Origin of the sequence: Bifidobacterium sp. H6bp9 (genome assembly GCF_032193695.1) — a bacterium.
In the GTDB taxonomy this organism is placed as follows: domain Bacteria; phylum Actinomycetota; class Actinomycetes; order Actinomycetales; family Bifidobacteriaceae; genus Bombiscardovia; species Bombiscardovia kimbladii.
On the sequence record NZ_JASTZY010000005.1, the window covers coordinates 105,494 to 130,402 of the forward strand.

The 24,909-nt window shown below is 62.3% G+C and carries 23 protein-coding genes and 1 tRNA gene; 20 read left to right on the forward strand and 4 right to left on the reverse strand.

What is annotated here, in order from left to right; all coding sequences use genetic code 11:
- Positions 1 to 148: 148 nt before the first annotated feature.
- The 8 genes from QRX40_RS07325 (at position 149) to QRX40_RS07360 (ending at position 8,187) form a co-directional block, all read left to right on the forward strand.
- Positions 149 to 736: an ATP-dependent Clp protease proteolytic subunit gene (locus QRX40_RS07325; RefSeq protein WP_029676324.1), complete on the forward strand. Its 588-nt coding sequence runs from the start codon at positions 149 to 151 to the stop codon at positions 734 to 736.
- A gap of 9 nt (positions 737 to 745) precedes the next feature.
- Positions 746 to 1,414, forward strand: coding sequence for an ATP-dependent Clp protease proteolytic subunit (locus tag QRX40_RS07330; RefSeq protein ID WP_198201312.1), 669 nt, complete (start codon positions 746 to 748; stop codon positions 1,412 to 1,414).
- 145 nt (positions 1,415 to 1,559) lie between these two features.
- A complete protein-coding gene (gene clpX / locus QRX40_RS07335; RefSeq protein WP_313837373.1) occupies positions 1,560 to 2,873 on the forward strand; it encodes an ATP-dependent Clp protease ATP-binding subunit ClpX in 1,314 nt (437 codons plus the stop codon).
- A gap of 70 nt (positions 2,874 to 2,943) precedes the next feature.
- Entirely contained in the window at positions 2,944 to 3,882 is a 939-nt protein-coding gene (locus tag QRX40_RS07340; protein ID WP_313837375.1) for an NAD kinase, read from the forward strand.
- On the forward strand, positions 3,882 to 5,654 hold the full coding sequence (locus QRX40_RS07345) for a DNA repair protein RecN (protein WP_313837376.1): 1,773 nt from the start codon (positions 3,882 to 3,884) through the stop codon (positions 5,652 to 5,654). Before QRX40_RS07340 ends, QRX40_RS07345 begins: the two co-directional genes overlap by 1 nt.
- Before the next feature lie 433 nt (positions 5,655 to 6,087).
- Entirely contained in the window at positions 6,088 to 6,495 is a 408-nt protein-coding gene (locus tag QRX40_RS07350; protein ID WP_101432238.1) for a GntR family transcriptional regulator, read from the forward strand.
- 4 nt (positions 6,496 to 6,499) lie between these two features.
- A complete protein-coding gene (locus QRX40_RS07355) occupies positions 6,500 to 7,474 on the forward strand; it encodes an ABC transporter ATP-binding protein (RefSeq protein WP_313837379.1) in 975 nt (324 codons plus the stop codon).
- Positions 7,471 to 8,187: an ABC-2 transporter permease gene (locus tag QRX40_RS07360; RefSeq protein ID WP_313837380.1), complete on the forward strand. Its 717-nt coding sequence runs from the start codon at positions 7,471 to 7,473 to the stop codon at positions 8,185 to 8,187. Before QRX40_RS07355 ends, QRX40_RS07360 begins: the two co-directional genes overlap by 4 nt.
- Positions 8,188 to 8,204: 17 nt before the next feature.
- Here QRX40_RS07360 and thrC read toward each other — a convergent pair whose 3' ends face one another.
- Positions 8,205 to 9,686 (reverse strand): threonine synthase, encoded by a 1,482-nt coding sequence (gene thrC / locus QRX40_RS07365; protein WP_313837382.1) that lies wholly within the window; start codon positions 9,684 to 9,686, stop codon positions 8,205 to 8,207.
- A 203-nt stretch (positions 9,687 to 9,889) separates the two neighbouring features.
- Here thrC and glyA point away from each other — a divergent pair, with 203 nt between their 5' ends.
- From glyA to QRX40_RS07425, 12 genes are all read left to right on the forward strand, one after another.
- Positions 9,890 to 11,197 carry a serine hydroxymethyltransferase gene (gene glyA / locus QRX40_RS07370; RefSeq protein WP_024627946.1) on the forward strand — a complete coding sequence of 436 codons (1,308 nt, stop codon included), beginning with the start codon at positions 9,890 to 9,892 and terminating at the stop codon, positions 11,195 to 11,197.
- Positions 11,198 to 11,325: 128 nt separating this feature from the next.
- Positions 11,326 to 12,630: a glutamate-5-semialdehyde dehydrogenase gene (locus tag QRX40_RS07375; protein WP_156147909.1), complete on the forward strand. Its 1,305-nt coding sequence runs from the start codon at positions 11,326 to 11,328 to the stop codon at positions 12,628 to 12,630.
- Entirely contained in the window at positions 12,627 to 13,184 is a 558-nt protein-coding gene (locus tag QRX40_RS07380) for a hypothetical protein (RefSeq protein ID WP_034525012.1), read from the forward strand. The genes QRX40_RS07375 and QRX40_RS07380 overlap by 4 nt, the downstream gene beginning before the upstream one ends.
- Positions 13,185 to 13,189: 5 nt before the next feature.
- Positions 13,190 to 13,870 carry a nicotinate-nucleotide adenylyltransferase gene (gene nadD / locus QRX40_RS07385; protein ID WP_101432243.1) on the forward strand — a complete coding sequence of 227 codons (681 nt, stop codon included), beginning with the start codon at positions 13,190 to 13,192 and terminating at the stop codon, positions 13,868 to 13,870.
- Positions 13,871 to 13,973: 103 nt separating this feature from the next.
- Positions 13,974 to 14,990 carry a ribose-phosphate diphosphokinase gene (locus tag QRX40_RS07390; RefSeq protein ID WP_045924211.1) on the forward strand — a complete coding sequence of 339 codons (1,017 nt, stop codon included), beginning with the start codon at positions 13,974 to 13,976 and terminating at the stop codon, positions 14,988 to 14,990.
- 82 nt (positions 14,991 to 15,072) lie between these two features.
- Positions 15,073 to 15,143: transfer RNA gene (locus tag QRX40_RS07395), tRNA-Gln, on the forward strand.
- Between the two features lie 67 nt (positions 15,144 to 15,210).
- On the forward strand, positions 15,211 to 16,008 hold the full coding sequence (locus tag QRX40_RS07400) for an HAD-IIA family hydrolase (RefSeq protein ID WP_024627950.1): 798 nt from the start codon (positions 15,211 to 15,213) through the stop codon (positions 16,006 to 16,008).
- A 14-nt stretch (positions 16,009 to 16,022) separates the two neighbouring features.
- Positions 16,023 to 17,399 (forward strand): bifunctional UDP-N-acetylglucosamine diphosphorylase/glucosamine-1-phosphate N-acetyltransferase GlmU, encoded by a 1,377-nt coding sequence (gene glmU, locus QRX40_RS07405; RefSeq protein WP_313837399.1) that lies wholly within the window; start codon positions 16,023 to 16,025, stop codon positions 17,397 to 17,399.
- 41 nt (positions 17,400 to 17,440) lie between these two features.
- The gene (gene rsfS, locus QRX40_RS07410; RefSeq protein WP_045924212.1) at positions 17,441 to 17,917 is read left to right on the forward strand and encodes a ribosome silencing factor; all 477 of its coding nucleotides are present in this window, start codon (positions 17,441 to 17,443) and stop codon (positions 17,915 to 17,917) included.
- Positions 17,910 to 18,650, forward strand: a complete 741-nt coding sequence (locus tag QRX40_RS07415; RefSeq protein WP_313837388.1) for a histidine phosphatase family protein — start codon at positions 17,910 to 17,912, stop codon at positions 18,648 to 18,650. The genes rsfS and QRX40_RS07415 overlap by 8 nt, the downstream gene beginning before the upstream one ends.
- A 74-nt stretch (positions 18,651 to 18,724) precedes the next feature.
- Positions 18,725 to 19,651, forward strand: coding sequence for a hypothetical protein (locus QRX40_RS07420; RefSeq protein WP_052692747.1), 927 nt, complete (start codon positions 18,725 to 18,727; stop codon positions 19,649 to 19,651).
- Between the two features lie 128 nt (positions 19,652 to 19,779).
- On the forward strand, positions 19,780 to 20,865 hold the full coding sequence (locus QRX40_RS07425; RefSeq protein ID WP_045924214.1) for a glycerol dehydrogenase: 1,086 nt from the start codon (positions 19,780 to 19,782) through the stop codon (positions 20,863 to 20,865).
- A 92-nt stretch (positions 20,866 to 20,957) separates the two neighbouring features.
- Here the strand turns inward: QRX40_RS07425 and QRX40_RS07430 are convergent, their stop codons facing one another.
- The 3 genes from QRX40_RS07430 to QRX40_RS07440 all read right to left on the reverse strand — a co-directional run bounded on the left by QRX40_RS07430 (position 20,958) and on the right by QRX40_RS07440 (position 24,531).
- Positions 20,958 to 21,923, reverse strand: coding sequence for a PfkB family carbohydrate kinase (locus QRX40_RS07430; protein ID WP_045924215.1), 966 nt, complete (start codon positions 21,921 to 21,923; stop codon positions 20,958 to 20,960).
- Complete coding sequence (locus QRX40_RS07435) at positions 21,916 to 23,382, reverse strand: cytosine permease (protein WP_045924216.1); 1,467 nt, start codon at positions 23,380 to 23,382, stop codon at positions 21,916 to 21,918. Before QRX40_RS07435 ends, QRX40_RS07430 begins: the two co-directional genes overlap by 8 nt.
- 153 nt (positions 23,383 to 23,535) lie before the next feature.
- A complete protein-coding gene (locus QRX40_RS07440; RefSeq protein ID WP_015021725.1) occupies positions 23,536 to 24,531 on the reverse strand; it encodes an ADP-ribosylglycohydrolase family protein in 996 nt (331 codons plus the stop codon).
- Positions 24,532 to 24,909: the final 378 nt, after the last annotated feature.

The following is a 24,909-nucleotide window of genomic DNA, read 5'->3' on the forward strand; positions in this document are numbered from 1 at the left end:
TGGCGAAACAGCCTGGGTGCGGCCCTGTCGCAACGGTTGCGCAAAGAGCAGAAAGACCAAGACCGCGTCGATTGCGGGGGCTACTCTCAATACAGATACGTTTATCGAAGGAGACAGGGTGAACAACTCATTGGCAACCAGTCCCGTGATGGAGGAGGGGGAGGCCCCTGCGCCGACCGATCCCATCTTCAACCGACTGCTCAAGGACAGGATCATCTGGCTGGGGGACGAGGTCAAGGACGCCAACGCCAACGTCATCTGCGCACAGATGCTGATGCTGGCGGCCGAGGATCCCAAGAAGGATATCTGGCTCTACATCAATTCGCCTGGCGGCTCCATTACGGCCGGCATGGCCATCTACGACACCATGCAGCTGATCGAGCCCGACGTGGCCACGGTCGCAGTCGGCATGGCGGCCTCCATGGGCCAGTTCCTGCTCTCCAGCGGGGCCAAGGGCAAGCGCTTCGTCACCTCCCATGCACGGGTGCTCATGCATCAGCCTTCGGGCGGCGTCGGAGGCACGGCCACTGATGTCAGGATCAACGCCGAGCTGATCATGGACATGAAGCGCACACTCTCCCAGCTGACGGCCGAGCAGACCGGCCACACCCTGGAGGAGATCTACCGGGACAACGAATACGATCACTGGTTCACGGCCCAACAGGCCCTGGAGTACGGCTTTGTCGACCGGATCGTGACCACCCACGGCACTATGACCGCGGATCAAGGGAAGTGAGCACTCCACATGGCATCTGAAGAAGCGCAATTCGTAGCACGGGCCCGTCGACTGGCCGGCCCTCGCGGCCTGGGCGCCATGCCCGCTGACCGCTATGTGCTGCCGCAGTTCGAGGAGCGCACCCCCTACGGCTATAAGCGCCAAGACCCCTACACCAGGCTCTTCGACGACAGGATCATCTTCATGGGCGTCCAGGTGGATGACACCTCCTCGGACGACATCATGGCCCAGCTGCTGGTTCTGGAGAGCCAGGATCCCAACCGCGACGTGATCATCTACATCAACTCGCCGGGGGGATCCATGACGGCCATGACCGCCATCTATGACACCATGCAGTACATCAAGCCCGATGTGCAGACCGTCTGCCTGGGCCAGGCCGCTTCGGCTGCTGCGGTTCTTCTGGCGGCCGGAACCAAGGGCAAGCGGCTGATCCTGCCCAATGCCCGTGTGCTGATTCACCAGCCGGCCATGGAGCAGGACTTCGGCAAGGCCACCGAGATCGAGATCCAGGCCAGGGAGATGCTGCGCATGCGCACCTGGCTGGAGGAGACCCTGGCCAAGCACACCGGCCAGGATGTCGACAAGATCCGCAAGGACATCGAGGTGGACACCATTCTGACCGCCCAGCAGGCCAAGGATTACGGGATGGTGGACGAAGTCCTGGAGCACCGCAATTAGCTCCAGTGACTGCGCGCAAGATTGATCGTCCGGATGGCGGCGGATCCTCGGGACCCACGGCCTCCGGACGTTTTTGGCATCATGGACGATGTCAGTCAGAATGTGATTTCGGCGATCCTTGCGGATTCTCCGGGAAGGGAGAGCCATGGGCCGTGTGGTCAGCTACAATGACGGACTGAATCGCTGCGAGTTCTGCGGCAAGGACGAGCACCAGGTGCGCCGCCTGGTCAAAGGGCCTTCCTGCGCTATCTGCGACGAATGCATACGCCTATGCGCCCAGATCATCCAGGAGGACATGGCCAAGGATGCCGCCGACCAGCGGGTGACCCTGCCTGCGCCCTCAAAGATATTCGCCTATCTGAACCGGTATGTCATAGGCCAGGAGGCTGCCAAACGCACCCTGTCGGTGGCTGTCTACAACCACTACAAGCGCGTCAATATGGACCTGGGAGACCGAGGCCGTATTGCCGACGCCGCGTTTGGAGGCAAGGATGCGGCCCCGCGCGTCCAGGTGGACAAGTCCAACATCCTGCTCATGGGTCCCACCGGCGTGGGCAAGACCTACCTGGCACGAACCCTGGCCACCATCATGAATGTCCCCTTCGTCATTGTGGACGCCACCAGCCTTACCGAGGCCGGATATGTGGGCGAGGACGTGGAGTCCGTCCTGCAGGGGCTGCTTCAGGCTGCCGACGGCAACATGGATCTTGCCCAGCGCGGCATCATCTACATCGATGAAATTGACAAGATCGCCAGAAAGTCTGGAGAGAACACCTCCATTACCAGGGATGTGTCCGGCGAGGGGGTTCAGCAGGCCCTGCTCAAGATCATCGAGGGCACCCAGGCCCGTGTGCCGGTACAGGGTTCGCGGCGGCACGGCGATGTCCGCACGGTCGTCATGGACACGGCCAACATCCTCTTCATCTGCGGCGGCGCCTTCGTCGGTCTTGAGGAGATCGTCCGCCGGCGGCTGGGTCTGCGGGAGAGCGGATTCTCGGCAACTCAGGGGAGCGATAGGGTACCCGACGATCGGGTCATGAGCCAGGTCAGGGCCGAGGATCTGGAACAGTTTGGTTTGCTTCCCGAGTTCGTGGGGCGGTTGCCGGTCATCTCCACCCTGGAGCCGCTGGGTGCCCATGAGCTGCGGCGGGTGCTGACCGAACCGGACAATGCCCTGGTCGACCAGTACCGGCGCATGTTCCTGGATGACGGGGCCGATCTGGTCTTCACTGATGCCGCCCTGGACCGTGTCGCTGCCATCGCCCTGGAACGCAAGGTGGGCGCCCGGGGGTTGCGCGGAATCATTGAGCACACCCTGGAGGCGACCATGTTCGAGCTGCCCGACAGGACGGATGTCTCCCGTGTTGTGGTGGATGCCGATGCCGTGGACGGGACGGGATCGCCCCGCTACGAGACCGGGCAAGGCATGGCCGCAGCTACTGGTCGTCGTTTGGCCTGACCCCGCCGTGATGAGCACCGCTGTTGGCCGGGCCCGATAGGATGATCATTGATGCCGGAAGGGAGGACCCATGGGTGCTCGTAGCGCTGTCGTGGTCACGCACAGCCGGGTCCGGGCAAGCGGCCACCTGGTGGACGAGGTCGAGGAGCAGCTGCGCCGGGACGGATTCCGCGTCTCGATTGTCGACAACATCGCCGCCCCGGAGTTCGGCAGCCCCAGCCAGAAGGTTGCCGACGACACCGAGATCGTCATCGTTCTGGGCGGCGATGGGACCATTCTGCGTGCTGCGGAGCTGGTCAAGGGCACCCAGGTGCCCATCCTGGGGGTCAATCTGGGTCACGTGGGGTTCTTGGCGGAATTCGAAAGCTTCCAGATAGGCGAGGCCATTCGTCGAGTGGCCGATCATGACTACTCCATCGACGAGCGCATGGTGGCCCATGTGGACCTGTGGATACCCGGAGCCGATCGACCACTGAGCGACTGGGCCCTTAATGACATGACCCTGGAACGATATGATCGGGGCAAGATGATCGAGGTATCGGTCCGAGTGGACGATGTGGAGATGAGCTCCTTCGGCTGCGACGGCATGATTGTGGCCACCCCGACCGGATCGACGGCCTATGCCTTTTCGGTGGGCGGGCCCATCGTCTGGCCGGATGCGCAGTCGCTGCAGATGGTGCCCATAGCTGCCCACGCCCTCTTTGCCCGATCCCTGATCATCGGCCCGAAGTCGCAGTTCACCCTGGATATTTTGGGTGATTCCCAGTCGGCTGGCTGGATCTGCAATGACGGGCGCCGTCAACGGCCTGTGCCCAAGCAGTCCCGCATTGTGGTGCGGCAGTCCCATGACATCCTGAGGCTGGCCAGGCTGTCGGGGGTGCCCTTTACCAGACGGCTGGTCTCCAAGTTCGACCTGCCGGTGGTCGGCTGGAGGGAGCAGCATCGCCCCTCGGCAGCTGCAGACGGGCAGGACCAGGGGGAGCCGCAGGAGTCGAACAAGGAGCACTGATGCTGGAAGAGCTGGAAGTACGAGACCTGGGTCCCATCCATCATGCCCTGCTACGGCCCGCTGCTGGCATGACGGCCATCACCGGGGAGACCGGGGCTGGCAAGTCCATGCTGCTCAACGCCATCAGGCTGATCTCGGGGTCCACTGCCCGCCCCCAACTGGTGTCGCCTGGAGCACACGAGTCCTGGGTCCAGGGGATTTTTGATGCTGGAACAGCGGGAGCCGGGAATCCAGTGACCGCTGCCATAACCGAGGCTGGCCTGCCCTTGGAGGATGAAGGACAGATCTTCCTGGCGAGAACCATGCCTGTCAAGGGGCGTTCCCGTGCCGCTCTGAACGGCAGGACGGCCCCTCGTGGCCTGCTGGAGGAGGTGGCCGGCATGCTGGTCACCGTCCATGGCCAGGCGGATCAGATGCGTATGGCCAGTCCGGCCCGGCAGCGCGAATTTCTGGATGCCTATGCCGGTGACGGTCTGCAGCTGGAGGCTTTTTCCAAGGCCTGGAGGCAGTACCGACAGGCCCAGGACCATCTGGAGGAGCTGCGCAACCAGCAGTCCGGCGCTATGGCCCAGGCTGATTATCTTCGCGAGTCCATCGCCCGGATCGACCGTGTCGACCCCCATCCCGGCGAGGATCGTGAACTCAAGGCCCAGAGAGACCGGATCGAGCATGCTGCCCAGATCAGTCAGGGCGTCATGGCCGCACTATCCGCCTTGGACGCCGGCCAGATTGACCCGGATGCAGACTCACCATCGGCTACGGCCCTGGTAGAACGAGCCATCGCCGCCTTGGAGGGCATCGGTGTAGAGGGGGTCTTTCAGGAGTCGGCCCAGCGGTTGCGCTCGCTGAATGCCGACCTGTCCGACCTGGTCTTCACCCTGAGCAGCCAGCTGGACGACGAAGGCCAGGAGGGCGATCTGGACAAGATCAACGCCCGCATTCACGATCTGGATGAGCTGACCCGGCGCTGGGGACCAGACATCGACGACGTTCTGGCCTGGCGCAAGAAGGCTGCGTTTGATCTTGAGGACATGGATGCCTCACCTGAGAAGCTGGAGGAGCTTCAGGTCCAGGTTGAGCAGCTTCGCGGGAGCGCCCTGAAGGCCGCACGGAATCTGTCTGCGTCACGGGGCAAGGCTGCACGAAGGCTGAGCGAACTCGTCGACGGCGAATTGCGCTCCCTGGCCATGTCGGGTGCCGGGCTGGAGATCCGTGTCAGGCCACGCCAGGACCAGGACATGGACGGGCATGGTCTGGATCAGATCGACTTTCTCTTCAGGCCGTATCCGGGTTCGGACCTTCTGCCCATGGGCAAGAGCGCCTCAGGCGGCGAACTCAGCCGGCTCATGCTGGCCCTGGAGCTGGTGGCCGCCGAAGGCCGGACCTCATCGGGATCTGACGGCGCTGGAGATGGGCATAATGGTCTGGATTCCCAGGTTGGCGACCCGACGATGACCTTCATCTTCGACGAGGTGGATGCTGGAGTCGGCGGTCGGGCTGCCGTCGAGCTGGGTCGTCGTCTGGCCCGGTTGGCCGTCACCGCCCAGGTGATCGTGGTCACCCACCTGCCGCAGGTGGCTTCCTGGGCCGATCGACAGTTCGTCGTGGCCAAGGGGCGTGAAGGCGGCGATGCCGTAGAGACCCTGGTCCGCCAGGTGGAGGGCGAGGACAGGGAGCGGGAGATCGCCCGGATGCTGGCGGGCAGCGAGTCCACTACCTCCCTGAAGCACGCCCAAGAGCTTCTGGCCTCCAGCAGGCTCCAGGCCCGATAGATCTGATTGTCGGCTCAACTTTGCCATGCCGAAGTCCCTCGATTCAGCGACTTTGACCAGTTGCGACGACTTTGTTGCTGACGACTTTGTCGCTTTTTGCGGCCGTGCTGCTGCATGCTCTCATTCTGACGCTTTGACGGTAGGCAATCGGCTGTTGGCGGCCGTGCGGCAACGAACATGCTGGATTTTCGTTGATGATACCGTATACGCCCTCGACATGAACAATGCGGCGGCGACCTGGCCCAAATGGATTTTGTCTGAAATTGTGATCGGCCGGGGATTTCGGCACCAGAGACGTATCTATCAATCCATGAACCACCCCTTGGAAGATCAAGGCCGGAGTTTGTCTCCATGATTGAACTGTTATAGTGTATATATGAACACAGGCACAGCTCAGCCAGGGTCGTGCCGACAATCAATGAAAGGGGCTTGGATGAAGCTGATCATCTCATCCCTGTCCGGGCAGCCGATTTATCGGCAGATCGAGGACCAGATACGTTCGGCCATCCTGACCGGAGACCTGCAAGCGGGGGAGGGACTGCCCTCTCTGCGGCATCTCTCGCGGGAGCTCAGGGTGTCCGTGCTGACCGTGACCCGCGCCTATACCGAACTCGCCCAAGAGGGCCTGGTGGAGAACATCCAAGGCAAGGGGACCTTCGTGGCCGACAGCGGCGACCAGGTCATGCGTCGGCATCTGGAGGACCGCGTGCAGTCCCTGCTGGGCGAGGCGGTCGATACGGCTCGTCGGGCTGGCATGGAGCCAGACCGGATTCGCGGCCTGCTCGACGGCCTGCTGGGGGACAAGGGTTCTGCGCCCGCGTCCGAAGAGGGAAAGGAATAGCAGTATGCGTGCATCACCGCCGGTGACAGCTTCCGGTGAAGAGGTCGACTATGCCCTGCGCGTCAGTGACCTGGGGAAAAGCTATGTCAGGGCTGACGGCACGGGTTTCCGCCTGCACCAGGTCACCATGGACCTGCCCATGGGCTACATCATGGGATTGCTAGGCCCCAACGGCGCAGGCAAATCCACCTTGATCCGGCTCTTGCTGAATATGACCCGCCGGGACAGCGGAGCAATCAGCATTCTGGGCCGTGATCCCTTGAGCCAGGAGGAGGAGGTCAAAGCAGACCTGGGCGTGGTCTTCGATTCCATTTATTTCCCGGAGGCATGGAAGGTCAAGGCCGTCGAGCCAGTGATGGCACCCATGTATCCCTCTTGGGACAGTGATCGCTACCACGACTATCTGCGTCGGTTCGGTCTGCAGGAAAACCGTAAAATCGGCAAGCTTTCCCGTGGCATGCAGATGAAGCTGATGCTGGCCGTCGCCCTCAGCCACGATGCAAGGCTCTTGATTCTGGACGAGCCCACCAGCGGTCTGGATGTCCTGGCCAGGGACGAGCTCATGGATATTCTGCTGGACTACATCGGAGACGGCCGTCACTCGGTGCTTTTCTCCACGCACATCACCACAGATCTTGAACGGGTGGCTGATTTCGTCACCTATATCAATCGGGGGTCTGTCTTCTACACCGGCCCCAAGGACGAGTTGATGGAGGCTTTCCAGATAGTGAGAGGGGGGCCGGACGATCTGGCTGGAGCGCAAATGCCGCATCTGATGGGCTTGCAGCGCTCCGCCACAGGTTTCGAGGCTCTGGTGCCCACTGAACGCTTGAAGGATTTTCTGGCATCGGCTTCTCCAACCGCCATGGAGCCTTCAGTGGACCGCTACCTGGTGGAGCGGGCCGACTTTGACAACATCATCAGACTGACCGCAGGCCCACCTGCTGCGGCCGACAAGAACAAGGAGGTGGAGTCATGAAGGCGATAGTCGAGCAGATCAGGCTGGACATGCAGCGTTTCTCAGGAGCAGGGAGAACTTGGGTTGGTGTGCTGATTTTCCTGTCTGCGCCCGTCATCGGAATCCTGCTGAACCTGGTCATGGCTCTGACAGGCCATGATGGGGATGATGCACGGACTGCGTTGACGGGATTGGTGGCCGGCATGGGAATCGGACTGATTTTAGGCCTGGTATCTGGTTTGTTTGTCGATTTCAGCAATGCGGCGATTCGGTTGAACGGTCTGCTGCCCATAACACGTGATCACCAGGTATTCGGACGCTATGCTGCTGTAAGTCTGCTGGTCCTGGTTCAGTCTTGCGGCTATGCAATATTCTATTTCTGCGTTGCTGATTCGTTTTTGCAGGGTCAGGACCATTGGCGTGCTACCGTCCTGTTTGCTCTGGGATTGTTCATGTCGGAGTCTTTGCTCTTTGCAGTAGCTGCGCCCCTGTTTTATTGGCTGGAAATGGCCAAAGCCGTGATAGCTTTTCTGGCGCTTCTTGGTTTGGTACCAATAACGGCCCTTGTCGGCAGTTGGCTGCCCTTTGACTGGGGGGCCGTCTGGAATTCAATCATGCGTTTTTTGACATCCGACCTGTGGCGGCCGGTGCTCCTCGGGCTGGCGGTGATTCTGCCGGCTAATATGGTTTCGATAGCCATATCTCGCAAGGTCTATGCCAGGAAGGAGATCTGAGTCAATTCGCTCAGGCTTCAGGACTGCATGACCGCGTGGCGGACGTAGTCGGACATATCTCCGGGATCGATGCAGTCCTGGAAGCGCACCGGCGCGTTTTCCAGGGTGCGCAGAGCCTTGGGGGGCCTGGTGTTGGTGGACTCGGCCAGGATGTCCATGCAGTCGAAGTCGCTGTCCGGTGTCTCCAGGCCCAGGGATTGGCAGACCACCCGGGGGAACTTATAGGGGCTGGCCGTGGACAGCAGCACCCGGGGCACGGCAGGATCCCTGTCGGTCTGCCCGGTCATGACCTGGTAGCCGCAGGCCGTGTGCGGATCGATCAGGTATCCACGGTCCTCCCAGCAGTCGCTGATGGCTGATCCCACCTGGTCCTCGTCGGCCCAGCCGCAGGAGAAGAGCCCGCGGATTCTGGTCATCAGGGCCTCAGGCACCTGGTAGCGTCCCTTGGACTCCAAATCGGCCATAAGCGAGGCGATCAGCTCGGTGTCGCCGCCGGCCATGTAGTAGAGCATCCGCTCCAGGTTGGAGGAGATCAGGATGTCCATGCTGGGGGAGGTGGTGGTGTAGAAGGGGCGGTTGCGGTCATAGACGCCTGTGGTCAGGAAGTCGTTGAGGACCCGGTTGCGATCCGAGGCCACGGTCAGGCGGGCCACCGGAAGGCCCATCATCTTGGCGTAGTATCCGGCCAGCACATCGCCGAAGTTGCCGGTCGGCACGCAGAATTCGACCGGATCCCCAGGTCTGATCACTCCCCGTTCCATCAGGGACCCGTAGGCCCGGAAGTAGTAGACGACCTGCGGGGCCAGGCGGCCCACATTGATGGAGTTGGCCGACGAGAGAACGGTTGAGGCCTTCTCGTCCAGCTCATGAGTCAGATCAGCGTCGGCGAAGATGGACTTGACTGCGGATTGGGCATCGTCGAAATTGCCCCGAACCGCGCAGACCTGCAGGTTGCCGCCCTCCTGGGTGACCATCTGCAGGCGTTGGATCTGACTGACTTTGCCCTGAGGATAGAAAACAGTGATGCCCGTGCCCGGCGCGTCTGCGAATCCGGCCAGCGCCGCCTTGCCCGTGTCTCCGGAGGTGGCTGTGAGCACCATGATCCGTTCGCCATCGTCCCCGGCCAGAGCCATCAGTCTCGGCAGAAGCTGCAGGGCCACATCCTTGAAGGCCGAGGTAGGCCCGCGGAAGAGCTCCAGTACGAAGTCGTTGCCGCCCAGGTCCACCAGAGGGGTGATTGCCGGATCGGACCACTGCTCTCCGTAGGCTGCGTCCAGGCAGGAGTCCAGCTGAGCGGAAGAGTAATCGCCCAGCAGTCTCGAAAGGACCAGTTTGGCCGTGCCCTTGTAGTCCAGGCCGGCAGCGTCGGCAGGGTCGATGATCAGTGCGTCCAGTCCATCGCTGACGTAGAGTCCGCCGTCAGGAGCCAGGCCTCGTCTGATGGCCTGCTTGGACTGCAGCTGCTCCTTGCCGCCTCGGGTGCTGTGGTATGTGCTCATGGTTGCCTGCCCCTCCGCCATGTCGCCGAACTGATCATTACCAGGGCATTCTACCCCGTGCAGGGGTCCGAACCATGGCCTTGCTCGGCTCGCGGAGGAAACTGTCTGTGGACGCCAGGGCCTGCCAGGGGTCGGCATGGCGTACAGTGTTGCCCACCAGCCCCTGTATCCGAGGCTGTACGTTACAGACAAAGGAGCGACCCATGGTCGAAGAGAACCCGGTACAGCAATCCTACGATGTCCTGAACTCTTCGATCTCGCAGGTGGATCCGGAGATCGCAGCACTGCTGGATGGAGAGTTGGAGCGCCAGCGCGGCGGTCTGGAGATGATCGCCTCTGAGAACTTCGTGCCCAAGGCTGTCTTGCAGGCCCAGGGATCCGTGCTGACCAACAAGTACGCCGAGGGCTATCCCGGCAAACGCTACTACGGCGGATGCGAGTGGGTGGACCAGGTCGAGAACCTGGCCCGGGACCGCGCCAAGGCCCTGTTCGGCGCCGAATATGCCAACGTCCAACCGCATTCGGGCGCCCAGGCCAACGCCGCCGTCTATCAGGCCCTGATCAAGCCCGGCGACACCGTGCTGGGCCTGGCCCTGGACCATGGCGGGCACCTGACACACGGCATGAAGATCAACTTCTCCGGACGCTTTTACCATGCTGAGTCCTACGGGGTCGATCCGGACACCTTCCGCATCGAGCCCGAGATCATCCGCCAGCGGGCCCTGGAGACCCATCCGGCCCTGATCATCGGCGGGTGGAGCGCCTATCCGCGCATTGAGGACTTTGCAGCCATGAAGGAGATCGCCGACGAGGTGGGGGCCAAGTTCTGGGTGGATATGGCCCACTTCGCCGGCATGGTTGCGGCCGGTCTGCACCCCAGCCCGGTGCCCTATGCCGATGTGGTCTCCTCCACGGCCCACAAGACCCTGGGCGGACCCAGGTCCGGGTTCATCCTGGCCCGTCAGGAGTATGCCAAGAAGCTCAACTCCTCGGTCTTCCCCGGCAACCAGGGCGGCCCGCTCATGCATGTGATCGCCGCCAAGGCTGTGGCCTTCAAGCTGGCCGGCACGCCTGAATTCAAGGAGCGGATGGAGCGCACTCTGGAGGGCGCCAAGATTCTGGCTGAGCGCCTGATGGCCAAGGATGTGGCCGACAACGGCATCACCGTGCTCACTGGAGGGACTGATGTCCACCTGGTCATGGTGGATCTGCGCAACAGCGAGATGGACGGCCGTCAGGGGGAGGACCTGCTGGCCAGGATCGGCATCACCGTCAACCGCAATACGGTCCCCTTCGATCCGCGTCCTGCCTCTGTGGCCTCCGGACTGCGCATCGGGACCTCCGCCCTGGCCACGCGCGGATTCGGCCCGGCCCAGTACGAGGAGGTGGCTGACGTGATCGGCACTGCGCTGGCCCAGGGTCCCCAGGCGGATCTGGATGCCCTCAAGGCCCGGGTGGACCGCCTGGTCGAGGCCTTCCCGCTCTATCCTGAGCTGGACCAGACCCACTGATCGGCCCTTGGAGGAGGCAGGCGCGGCAGTGCCCCCCCTCCTCCTGTCGTCATTGCCCTCGCTGAGGGTTACAATCGGTACAGAATACGGGTCTGGCAGACCCGTGAGGGCGAAAGGATCCGACGAACATGAGTGAAGACGAGAACTCCGATCGTCAGGATGTGTTCGATCGTGTCTGTGCCATGGCCGATGCGGCGGCCGCTGCACAGGCAGGCCTGGCAGGCATGAACGGCCAGGCCAGGAATGCCCTCTTGCTGGCCCTGGCCGATGCACTGATCGATCAGGCCGATCAGATTGCCGCAGTCAATGAGCAGGACTGCACCCAGGCTTTTGAAGAAGGAATGAGCGCCGGTCTGATAGACCGTCTGCGCTTGGACAAGGTTCGTATCGCGGACGCCGCCCGGGGCGTGCGCATGGTGGCGGGGCTGACCGATCCCCTGGGCGAGGTGGTTCGCGGCCATGACATGCCCAACGGCATGCGGCTCAATCAGGTGCGGGTTCCCCTGGGCGTGGTGGCCATGATCTACGAGGCCAGGCCCAACGTCACCATCGATGTGGTGGCCCTCTGCCTCAAGTCCGGCAATGCGGCCCTCCTGCGGGGAGGTCACGCGGCCCAGCGCACCAATCGCGCCCTGGTGGAGCTGATAGGCGGGGTCCTTCGTGAGCAGGGGCTGGATCCGGCTCTGGTGGCTTCCGTGGACCGATACGGCCGCGAGGGGGCCCAGGCTCTGATGAAGGCACGCGGTCATATCGATCTGCTGGTGCCCAGGGGCGGCCGAGGGCTGATCCGCAGCGTAATCGAGCAGGCCACTGTGCCCACCATCGAGACCGGGGCAGGCAATGTCCATATTTACGTGGACCGCTCAGTGGATATGGATCAGGCCATCCCCATCATCGTCAACGCCAAGACCCAGCGGGTGGGCGTCTGCAACGCCGCTGAAAAGCTGATCGTGCACAGGGATGTGGCCGCCGACTTCCTGCCCCGTGTGGCCCGAGCGCTGACGCAGGCCCAGGTCGAGCTGCACCTGGATGCGGTCTCCATGGACATTCTTGCCGGGCAGGGTCTGCCTGAGGATCTGCTGGTTCGCGCTGAGGAAGCCGACTGGGACCGTGAGTATCTGGATCTGAAGATGGGGGTGCGTGTGGCGGACTCCATGGATCAGGCCATCGATCACATCAACCGTCACTCCACCGGTCACACCGAGGCCATCCTGGCCCGGGACTACGAGGCCGTGGAGGAGTTTTCCCGTCGGGTGGATTCGGCCGTGATCATGGTCAATGCTTCGACCAGATTCACCGACGGCGGCATGTTCGGCATGGGCGCCGAGCTGGGCATCTCCACCCAGAAGCTGCATGCCCGAGGACCCATGGGTCTGCAGGAGCTGACCACCACCAAGTGGATCGGGTACGGCAGGGGACAGGTGCGGCCGTGAACGAGAAGATCGAAGAGCTCTTCCAGCGCGAGCACGACAATCCGCGCATCTGGCTGAGGGTGGCTTCAGAGCGGCTGAGCCTGCTGCGGTACGTCTTTCTGGTGCAAATCGAGGACGGCATCCCGGATGCAGACCAGCGCTCCTGCCTTGAGTACGCCGACGCTGTCCTGATTGGCTGGCCTGACGAGCATGCCGATGATGTATACGACTTGGACCAGGACCAGCTCAATCAGGTCAGGCACAACATCACCGTCATGGAGGAGCGGGTGCCGGTCTTCCGCAAACAGGAGCAGGAGGGGCGCATCGCCGACCTGTCCGATTCATTGGTAGCTGTCACCGGATGCGTGGCTCAGGTTCGTCGGGCCTACCAGCCGGGCTTCCCCCTGCCCACCTACTCCGAGATCCGCCGCGTGGTCCAGGAGGAGTGGAATGCCGACATGGAGCGGATCGATCCTGACCGGGTCAACCCCAGCGCCGAGCAGATGCGCCAGGAGGCCAAGTCAGAGAACGAGGAGAACGCCTCGGAAGCCAGACGGGAGGGCGAGCAGGGGTGAACCGGATGATGTCTGAACTGTCCAAGGAGGGGGAATCCGGGCAGGAGCCATCAGATATTGACGGGTCCTGTAGGCCTTCTCACCATAACCGCCGACCCCGGGTGGGGATCATGGGCGGCACCTTCGACCCCATTCACAACGGCCACTTGGTGGCTGCCTCGGAGGTGGCCTGGGTCTACGACCTGGATGAGGTCATTTTTGTGCCCACCGGCCGCCCGGCTTTCAAGTTGAACAAGACGGTGACCAATGCTGAGGACCGCTATCTGATGACCGTGATCGCCACGGCCTCCAACCCCAAGTTCACCGTCTCCCGGGTGGACATTGAGCGTCCTGGCATCACCTACACCGTGGACACCCTGCGCGACATCAAGCGGATGCGTCCCGACAGCGACCTCTTCTTCATCACCGGGGCGGACGCTGTGGCCGAGATCATGCGCTGGAAGGATGCCAACCGGATGTGGGATCTGGCCAAGTTCGTCGCCGTCTCCAGGCCCGGCTACTCCTCCAGCCTGGACGACCTTCAGGTGCCTGCCCAGCGGGTGGATACCCTGGAGATTCCGGCCCTGTCCATCTCGTCCACAGATGTGCGCCGTCGTTCGGCCAGGGGCATGCCGGTCTGGTACCTGGTTCCGGACGGGGTGGTGCAGTACATCAACAAGCACGGGCTCTACCGCTCGGCTTCCTGAGCTTCGCATACTGTCGGACTCGCCAACACGGACAGCCCGGCTGTGTCAGCGCGCGCCATTATTATGGAGGCTGTCCGCTTCAGCGAAAACAACGTTTGGAGATATGGTGAGCGCGATACTCAAAGGCAGACCAGGAAAAAATCTCATACTTGTCACAGGCCGGGCCCATCCCAGACTCGCGGCGGACGTGGCCGATCAACTCGGCATCGACGTCCTGGAGACGACGGCATACGACTTTGCCAACGGTGAGATGTATGTGCGCTATACGGAGTCGGTGCGCGGTGCGGATGTCTTCGTCCTGCAGACCCACTCAGACCCGGTCAACAAGTCCATCATGGAACAGCTGATCATGATCGACGCCCTCAAGAGGGCCTCGGCGCGATCCATCACCGCGGTCTGCCCGCTCCTGGGCTACTCCCGTCAGGACAAGAAGCATCTGGGCCGCGAGCCCATCTCCTGCCGGCTCATGTTCGACCTGCTCAAGACGGCTGGCGCGGACCGGATCATGTCGGTTGACCTGCACGCCGCCCAGTCCCAGGGCTTTTTCGATGGGCCTGTGGACCATCTGATCGCCATGCCTGTGTTGGTGGACTATGTGCGCGACCGGATGGACCTTTCCAAGGTGGCCGTGGTCTCTCCAGATGCCGGCCGCATCCGGGTGGCCGAGCAGTGGGCCCAGCGCCTGGGAGGCGTGCCCCTGGCCTTCATCCACAAGACCCGTGACATCACCCAGCCCAACAAGGCTGTGGCCCATCGGGTGGTGGGCGACGTGCGTGGCCTGGACTGCGTGCTGGTGGACGACCTGATCGACACCGGCGGCACCATCACCGAGGCCTGCAACGTCCTGGAGGAGGCCGGCGCCAACTCCATCACCATCGTGGCCACTCATGGCGTCATGTCCGGGCCTGCCGTGGAACGGCTCAAGTCCTGCCAGGCCAAGGAGGTCATTGTCACCGACACGGTCCCCATTCCCCAGGAGAAGCGTTGGGATGGATTGACTGTGCTGTCCATCGCCCCCCTGCTGGCCTCGGCCATCAAGGCGGTCTTTGAGGATGGCTCGGTGGCCCGGCTCTTCGACACGTATCCGGCTCATCACGGCCAGGGCTTCCTCTTTGCCTAAAGCCCTGCCTGCCCGGCATGGCGTGGCGTAATCGTCCGGCTGTGGCATAATAAACCTGGCGGGGCCTCAAGGGTTCCGCCCTTCCCCCATGGTGTAAAGGCAGCACACGGGTCTTTGGAACCCTTAGTCTTGGTTCGAATCCAGGTGGGGGAGCTTACGCTCGCCGATTCCGGTCGGAGACGGCCTCCTTGGGGTCGGTGACCAACCGAAAGGAACTGTCTTGGCAGTCAAGAAGATCGAAACCTGGCTCACCGACATGGACGGCGTGCTGGTGCACGAGAACACGGCCCTGCCCGGAGCTGCCGAATTCATCGACACCCTCAAGCGCAACAACCGCCAGTATCTGGTGCTGACCAACAATCCCATCTACACCCCACGTGACCTTTCGGCCCGCCTTGGCCGTTCGGGCATCGACGTGCCCGAGGATCGGATCTGGACCTCGGCCCTGGCCACCGCCGACTTCGTGTCCCGGACCATGCCGCAGGGATCGGCCTATGTGATCGGCGAGGCCGGGCTGACCACGGCCCTGCACGAGGCCGGGTTCATTCTTTCCGACATCAACCCGGACTATGTAATCCTGGGCGAGACCCGGACATATTCCTTTGAGTCCATCACCACAGCCATCCGCCTGATCCTGGGAGGCGCCCGCTTCATCTGCACCAACCCGGACGCCACCGGCCCCAGCGAGAACGGCGTCCTGCCGGCAGCCGGCGCGGTGGCGGCCCTGGTGACCAAGGCCACCAACCGGGAGCCCTACTTCGTGGGCAAGCCCAACCCCATCATGTTCCGCACGGCCCTGAACAGGGTGGGCGGCCACTCCGAGACCACGGCCATGATCGGCGACCGGATGGACACCGACGTGGTGGCCGGAGTCGAGGCCGGTCTGAACACCTTCCTGGTGCTGACAGGCATCACCACACGTTCCGAGGTGGAAACCTTCCCCTACCGCCCTGACCAGGTGGTGGACTCTATTCAGGATCTGATCGACATCGCCGAGAGCGGGGTGGTGGAGTTTTGAGCGGCGGCAAGACGCTGACCGCTGGCATCATTCTGGCCGCAGGCGAGGGCACTCGCATGCATTCGGCTCATCCCAAGGTTCTGCACACCTTGGCCGGCAAGACCTTCCTGCAAAGGGTCATGACATCGGTGACCGCCCTGAATCCCGAACTGACGGCTGTGGTGGTTCATCATCAGGCCGACCTGGTGGCGCAGGCTGCACGCTCTTACGATCCCCAGGTGCGCATCGTGCGTCAGGACAGCCGACCGGGCACGGGGCGCGCGGTCCAGTGCGCCGTGGATCAGCTGGATGGCGAGCTCCAGCACGACGGCCAGGTGCTGATCGTGGCCTCGGACATGCCCCTGCTGGACGCGGATACGCTGCAAAGCCTGCTTGACTATCATGTCAATTCCGGCGACGGGGCCACCGTGCTGACGGTCAATCTGGACGACCCTAGCGGATACGGACGCATCATTCGTGACCAGGATGGACGGGTTCTGCGCATCGTCGAGCAGCGTGATGCCACCGGCACCGAGCTGGCCGTCAAGGAGGTCAACACCTCCGTTTACGTCTTCGAGGCGGATCTGCTGCGACAGGCGGTCCGCGGGCTGGACGACAGCAATGCCCAGGGGGAGTTCTATCTGACCGACGCCCTGGAGACGGCCCGTCGCCTGGGCCGGGTCGGGGCTTTCGCCGCGCCTGATCCGCTCAAGGTGGAGGGTGTCAACGACAGGATCCAATTGGCTGATCTGGCCAAGGCCCATAACCTGCGGGTCTGCCAGGAGTTCATGCGCCAGGGGGTGACCATCCTGGACCCGTCCACCACCTGGATCGAGGACGACGTGGTCATCCAGCAGGATGCCGTCATCCTGCCCGGATGCTTCCTGCAGGGTCATACCGAGATCGCCTCGGACGCGGTCATCGGCCCCTATACCACCCTGATTGACGCCATCGTCGAGCCGCAGGTCAGGGTGGAGCGTTCCCGCGTGCAGGAGACCAGGATCGGGGCCCGGGCCAACATCGGTCCTTGGACCTATCTGAGGGCCGGCAACGTCCTTGCCGAGGACACCAAGGCCGGGGCCTTCGTGGAGATGAAGAAGGCCACCATCGACCACGGGACCAAGGTGCCCCACCTTTCCTATGTGGGTGATGCCCACATAGGCCACGACAGCAACGTGGGCGGCGGGTCCATCACGGCCAACTATGACGGCGTGCACAAGAACCGCACCGAGATCGGGTCGGAGGTGCACGTGGGCGCAGGAAACCTCTTCGTGGCTCCCGTCCAGGTGGGCGATGGGGTCACCACCGGGGCCGGATCGGTCATCCGTCATCCGGTCGAGGACGGAGCCATGGTCTACTCCACCAATGACCAGCATCAGGTTCCGGACTGGAAGCCCGCCTGGGAGCGGTAATCATGGGAGCATCGGCTTCACAACAAGGAAAGGCGTGACAAGTGCCAGCATTGCAGGAATCCATCGACGCGGTCCTGGTGGCCGCTCGGGCTGCCAACGATGTCAAGGCCATGGACATTGTGGCCTTCGACGTCTCCCGGCCCATCGCCATCACTGACATCTTCATGGTGGCCACCGGCAGCAACGAACGTCAGGTCCTGGCCATCGCCGAGGAGGTGGAGAAGCAGCTCCACCTGCAGAAGAACCTGGATCCCCGCTCGCGGGAGGGCGTCCAGGAGGCCCAGTGGGTTCTGCTGGACTACGGTGATTTCGTCATCCACATCATGCACAAGCAGGCCCGGGCTTACTATGACCTGGAACGGCTGTGGAAGGACTGCCCTCAGGTGGACCTGCAGCTGGAGCATCCCTTCACCCTCGCCGATGACGACCAGGACAGCCGACTGGCCTCCAAGGCTGATGATTTGAATGGGGATGATCTGCGCAGCCGCTTCGCTGATCCTCAGGAAAACCATGACTGACTCGGTTGCCGCCGTCGAGGACGGACGGCATGTGCGCTCCATGACCGTGGTCCGCCACGGGCAGACCTCATATAATGCAAAGCACCGGATGCAGGGCCAGATCGACATCCCCCTCAACAGCGTGGGCCGCTGGCAGGTGGAGAGGACCGCCGAGGAGCTCCGGGCAGAGTACGTGGATGGCGCACCTCAAGACCGCCGCCTGCTGGTGGTCTCCTCTGACCTGGGCAGGGCTGCCGCCACCGCCCATGCCTTTGCCGACCCCCTGGACCAGCCGGTCCATCTTGATCCAGGTCTGCGCGAACGCAACTTTGGCGAGTGGGAGGGAGCCAGCGCCGAAGAGGTTCGCCAACGCTGGCCCGAGGACTACGAATCCTGGACCCGAGGCGCCGGGGGAGAGCTGCTTCACGGTGCCGAGACCAAGGCCCAGGTAGGCAAACGAGGCTTGGAAACCCTGAATCGTTGGATTCATCGGGCTGGTCCGGATACGGATCTCATGGTCTTCTCCCATGGGTCCTTCATAGCCCAGGCCCTACAGGCTCTGCTGGGCATGGCCAGTGAATATCCAGAATACCTAGGTCTGGTCACCATGCGCAATGCCCACTGGGCGCGATTGATGCCACGAGACCTGCCAGACGGCGGTCTGCGCTGGTCCATGATCGACTACAATCGCGGTCCTGCCATCGCCATGCGGGGGGACTGGAACAATCCCCGAGGGCTGGTTCAGACCGACTGACCATCACAGGATCGCCATGACGACCAGCTACCATAAGAGCGCAGCAACCAGCCGTTGGATCAAAAGGGGTCGGAGTGAAGCAGTTCTTTCATGACATTTCCTGGGCGCAGATCGTCGCCGGCGCTCTTGCAGCCATGACCTCCTTCTGGCTGGCCGCCAAGATCGGCGTGGCGGGATCCATCATCGGCGTAGCCATCGGTTCCATCGTCTCTGCTGTGGCCTCGCAGATCTACAAGAATGTCTTGGAAGCCTCTGGCCAAAAGCTGCAGGAGTCCGTGGTTGGCGGTGCCGACCAGGATGATGACGATTCCAAGACGGATACGGACAGCGATTCAGCCGCTGATGGGCAGACCAGGGTCTTGCCGGCACAGGGGAAAGGCGCTTCGGACGATTCCAGCGGTGCTGCCGACGGGTCCACCCAGGTCATGGCGCCGGTTGATGGATCCACGCAGGTCATGCCTCCTGTCGGTGGCGAAAAGTCGGCAGCCAAGACCGGCAGAACCATTTCGTCCAACAATGGTCCTCGGGCCCATGCGGCCCCCATTGCGGCAACCAGCAAAAAGAAACTGGATCAGCGCCGCCGCAACGTCATCATCGTCTCAGTGGTCAGCGCTCTGGTGGCCGTGCTGCTGTCCGCCCTGGCCATCAATGCCCTGACCAAAGGCGAAGGCACCGACAAGGTGGTCCGCAACGTGGTCAGCCCTTCGACCAGCCAGGTAACCCCCAGCCAGGAGGAAGAGACCCCCTCCAAGCCTGCACAGCGTACTGAGCAGCCTGAAGACCAGGCGACCCCGGGTGCCCCCCAGAATCAGCCTTCGGGAACGAATCAGCACCAAGGCAACGAACAGGGATCCGGGCAAGGTCAACAGCAGGGAGGGAACCCCACGAGCTCGCCTTCGCCCTCTGCCGACGCGACAGGCTCCACGCCCAGCCCCTCAAGTACGGCTCCCACACCCCAGTCGTCGCCGACGAGCACGACCAATTCCTTGCCTCATAACTGACCGGTCGCCCGGCGCGGCACACCCATCTCACCATGTAATGTGACTAGGGTCACTTTCAGACGGGCCAAGAGGCTCGTCACTAAGGACCTGGTCCCGAAGGCGGGATCAGCGATGAGAAAGGTGTATGTATGCGCAAGGTTCTGTGCTCTCCCGGCTCCTATGTTCAGCAGGAGGGCGCCATGGGAAAGCTGGCTGGAGAATACGCGGCTCTGGGCACCAAGGGCGCCCATCTGATCGTCGACCCGGTCATCGACGGGCTCTACCACGACGACATTGTCGCCTCCTTTGAGCACGATGGGATCCCCTACGAACTGATGAAATTCGGCGGCGAGTGCTCCATGGAGGAAATCGACCGCCATCGTGCCCATTTGGGCGACAGCGACGCGGTGATCGGCATTGGCGGCGGCAAGACCTTGGATACCGCCAAGGCTGTGGCCCACTTCGCCCACCTGCCGGTCATGATTGTGCCCACGGCAGCCTCCTCGGATGCGCCCTGCTCAAGGCTGTCCGTGCTCTACACGCCCGAGGGCGTCTTTGACCGTTACCTGCCCCTGCCTGCCAACCCCAATGTGGTCCTGATGGATACCGACGTGATCGCCAAGGCACCGGTGCGCTTCCTGGTATCAGGACTGGGCGATGCCTTCGCCACCTACTATGAGGCAGCCGCCTGCGTGCAGTCGAACGCGGTGACCATGACCGGAGGCCACGCCACCATGGCTGCCTTCGCCCTGGCCCGTCTCTGCCGTGACACGCTGCTGGAGGACGGGGTCAAGGCCGTGGCCGCCGCCAAGGCCGGTGTGCGCACAGCCGCCCTGGAGAAGATCATCGAGGCCAACACCCTGCTGAGCGGCCTGGGCTTCGAGAGCTCCGGACTGGCTGCAGCCCACGCCATCCATGACGGGATGACCGCCCTGGAGGGCACCCACTCCATGCTGCACGGCGAGAAAGTGGCCTTCGGCACCCTGGCCCAGCTGGTCCTTGAGGATCGGCCCCTGGAGGAGACCCGCCGGGTCTACGACTTCTTCCGCAGCGTGGGTCTGCCCACCTCCCTGGAGCAGATCGGCATCGGCCAGGCCAGCGAGGAGGATCTGCTCAAGGTCGGCGAGCACGCCTGCGGCCCTGACGAGACCATGGGCAACATGCCATTCGAGGTGACCCCGACCGATGTGGCTCACGCCCTGCGCGCAGCCGATCAGCTGGGCAAGCAGCTCTGATACGCCATTCTCTGGTCCCTCGTTGAGAGGCCAAGCGGCCGTCGGCATGAAGTCGGCGGCCGCCTTTGTTTCCTCCGGTTTTGCTCCGGTCATCATTGCAGGGAGCTGGCGGCCTTTCGTATGGCTTCTTCACTTGGGCATGTGGCTGGACCCCGCTGGGTAGTGGAAAGTGCTCCTGCACAGTTGGCCAGCACCAGGGCCTCCTCAATGGGCAGACCTTGGAAGATGCCCGCGCAGAGGACACCCGAGTGTGCATCGCCTGCACCGTTGGTGTCTATGGCATGGACCTGCGGGGTGGGAATGTACTGGCTCTGCATTGCATCCTTGGGCTGGCAGTACCAGGCACCGCGGGCGCCGGCTCTGAGAACCACCGGACTGTCCAGTCTCAACGAAAGCGAGCGGCAGAGGGATTCCAACTCAGTAACGTCGCCAGTTTCGGGTTGGCACCCCAGACGTTTCGCCAGGATTGGTCCCTCGCGTTCGTTGAGGGACCAGATAGGATGCAGACCGTTGACCGCATCAAGTACATCCAATGCAATATCGGCCACCATGGGTCCCAGGTCGAAGAGCACCGAAAATCCTTCGCCCTGGTGTTTCTCGGCAAAACCGAGCAGGCTTCGGGTGTTGTCCTTGTGGCAGAAGGAATACCCACTCAGGTAGATGACATCACCGGGAACCAGATTCATGCTTTCGTAGGTGCCCTCCGGTACCCGGGTCTCTGCGCCCCTCGCCGATACAAAGGTGCGTTCACCCGAGGGTTCGATCATGGCTACCGAGTATCCGGTGTCACAGTTATCCAGCACAGGCCCTTGTGCGGGAACCTGCAGGGCAGCAAGGGCTCCACGGGCCATGTCCGCCATCGGACCTGTGCCGATCGCCCCCATGTAGGCTATGGGTGCCCCCATCCGCCTGGCTGCCTGGATCACGTTGTATCCGCCGCCGACCTTTATGGCGGTTCGCCTGGCGAAAATGTCCCCTCCGCGTTCCGGGAGGTGGTCGATGTTCATGCTCAGGTCAATCACCACCTGACCGAGATGAAGGATGCTGGGTTCAGTCATTACCGCTGCTCCTCATCGCCACGGAGTCCTTGGAGAGGAGGTGCAAAATGGCATAGAGGATTCCTCCCAGCAGGAGGGATACCAGCCATGCCAGGCCGTTCCTGCCCAGGAAGCTGCCGGCCAGCGGTCCTGAGAACCAGACCTCGTTCTTGGAGACCTGGGCCGTCACGAACAGGAAGCCGACGACTATCCCCACCAGCCAGCTGACGATGGCCGGGAGGTTGATGCCGTGCCAGTACCAGTATGGGGAATCGGCTTGAAGATTCAGCAGGCCGTCCGAATCGTAGCGCTTGCGGAAGATCATATCTGACAGGAAGATGCCTGCCCAGGTGCTCAGCGGCACTGCCAAGAGGGAGATGAAGGTGACGAAGGGGCCGTAGAATCCGTCGGAGCCCAGCGTGAAGTACAGGGCTCCGCAGGTGGTCACCACCACATCGACGACGACCGCATATACGCGGGGAATTCTGATGCCCAGGGTGATGGTGGTCAGGCCGGCCGAATATACGGACAGGTTGTTTGACATGAGCAACCCAGCGAAGGCGGCAATCAGATAGGGGATCGAAACCCAGGCGGGCAGGGCGCTTCGAACCGCGGCGACCGGATCAGCGGCGGAGGCAATGGTGGAGTTGCCTGCTGTCAGGACCGATCCCAGTCCGATAACCACGACCAGGGGGATGCCGGCGCCGGCTGCTGCAGTCAGGATCAGAGAGCCGGATTTTACCGAGGTCTTTTGGTAGCGGGCCATGTCTGCGCCGGAATTGACCCAGCCGATGCCCGTCCCTGCGGCTATGGTGCCGACTCCGATAAGGAAGGCGCTGGCTGACCCGGGGGCATTGCCGATGAAGGAGGACCAGTCGACGGTCGTGGCCAGATAGATGGCTACCAAGAGGGTAAGGGCTCCGAATATCCAGGTGGCCCACTTCTGCACAGTGAGGATGAAGGCGTGGCCTGCGGCCGAGACCACCACGGTCAAGGCTACGAAGACGGCAATACAGACGAAGGTCAGGAAGGGGGAGCGCTTGGCATCAGCTGATGTGCCGAAGATGATGGCGATCAGGGAGAGCAGGGCAAAAGCGCCAGTCATCGTGTTCACCGTCTCCCAGCCCAGCCTGGATAGCAGAGCCACCAGTGTGGGGCCCGCATTGCCTCTGACGCCGAAAATGGCTCGGGACAGGGTCAGCGTGGGGGCGCCGCCTCTTTTGCCGGCTATGGAAATGATGCCGACCAGTGCGAAGGATCCGAAGGCTCCGATGGTCGTGGCGAGCACGGCCTGCCAGAGGTTGAGGCCCTGGGCAATCAGGGTAGCTCCCAGAGGGATTCCCAGGATCGAGATGTTGGCGGCGAACCAGACCCAGAAGAGCTGACCGGGCGACCCGTTCCTCTGATCCTCGGGCACGGGTTCGATGCCCCTTTGCTCAACTCTGGAGAGGATGGTGCCCTCTTTTGGTGCAGTTGACATGGATTGTCTCCTTTGACTCACGATGTACTGGATGCAGCGATGGATTGTCTGGTCAGGCCTGTGGTGTGGTCTGGGTGGACCCCATGATCTCAGGGTTGACTGGATTTTATATTCTTGTATTCCTGAAGGATACTGTCGTATCCGTTTTGCGCTTTACCTTAGGGTAATCAGGCCACGGGCAGTTTTCTGCAGGTCAAGGTGAGATACCGAAGCCACCTGGGAGCAGAGTGCAGGGTCGAACACCTCGGGGCCGGTGCATGCGCCGGTCATTGCGCCAGTCATGGCAGCGATGGTGTCCGTATCGCCGCCCAGGTTGACCGCGACGAATAGAGCCGATTGGGGATCGTCGGCGAATCTCCAGGCCAGGGCAAAAGCGGCTGCCACAGACTCATTGGCCTCCACCGAAGTGCCGCAGTCTTCGATGAGGTGGCGTTCGAAGTCGTCCTCATCGCTGAATTCTTCGGACACTTGTATTGCCTGGCGGGCCCGAGCGGGAACCGATGCCTTGGGTGTCCAGGCTCCGGCGGTTTCCATGGCGGGTACCAGGCGCAAGGACTCATTCAGTGCCTGGCGAACGGTCATTCCTTCAAGTCCCAGACTGACTGTCGTAGCGATCAGCGCTGCGCTTTGAAAGCCTGTGACCGTGTCGTGGGTGACCTGGCAGGACTCGTAGATGCGATTGGCCAGCCGTCTAGTGTCTTCGGGCCTGTTGGCTATCCCTACCGGGGCGACTCGCATGGCCGCCCCATTGGTGGTGCCGGTCCTTCCTGTGGTCATGATGTCCGCGCCATGGCGAACCTGTTCCAGGGCCAGCTTGGTGGATGGCCCGAGCAGGTCGAGTGATCCGCGTGACTTCATGCCGTCCTCCCAGGCCAGAAGGCGCTTAGCGAACTCTTTGGGATCGATGTGTCCTCTGCCCTCGATGATCAGCTCTGCGACAATCAGTGCCTGCTCGGTGTCATCGGTCACAGATCCCGCAGGCATACCTGGAGCGATCGGCTGATCCGCAATAGCATCACGAAGGGTGTCAACCCTGCCGTAGGCCTCATGGATGGCTGCTGGACTCATGCTCTGCGTGGGCATGCCCAGCGCATCTCCCAAGGACAGCCCAGTAAGTGCGCCCAGTGCGCCCTTTTCAGTTCTGGTCATTGTTGTGCAAGCCTCCAGAGTCGTTGCGATGAGCCCATGAATCTGTTTGCAGATAGACTGCGACATTTTTAATCAGAATAATTCTAAGGCCCTTGAAGGTTTGTCGGCACAAAGGTTGTGGCAGGCACGATTCACAATGAAGAATGGGAGTCTGAGCTAGCTCTGCCCTGTTAGGTGGGAGATAAAAACAATGCTGGTTAGTCGAGGTTACAGATTTGATCGAGGTGCGGGTTCTATAGATTGCCGACAGTGATTGGCGAAGATTATCCCTTGATGCCGTAACGGAGTTTGTCAGGGTGTCCTAATCTTGGCTTCGGCATGGGTGGGCTATAGGAACTAAACGCGTTGTTTATGTTGGGGGTTTGGCCTTGTGGCTGT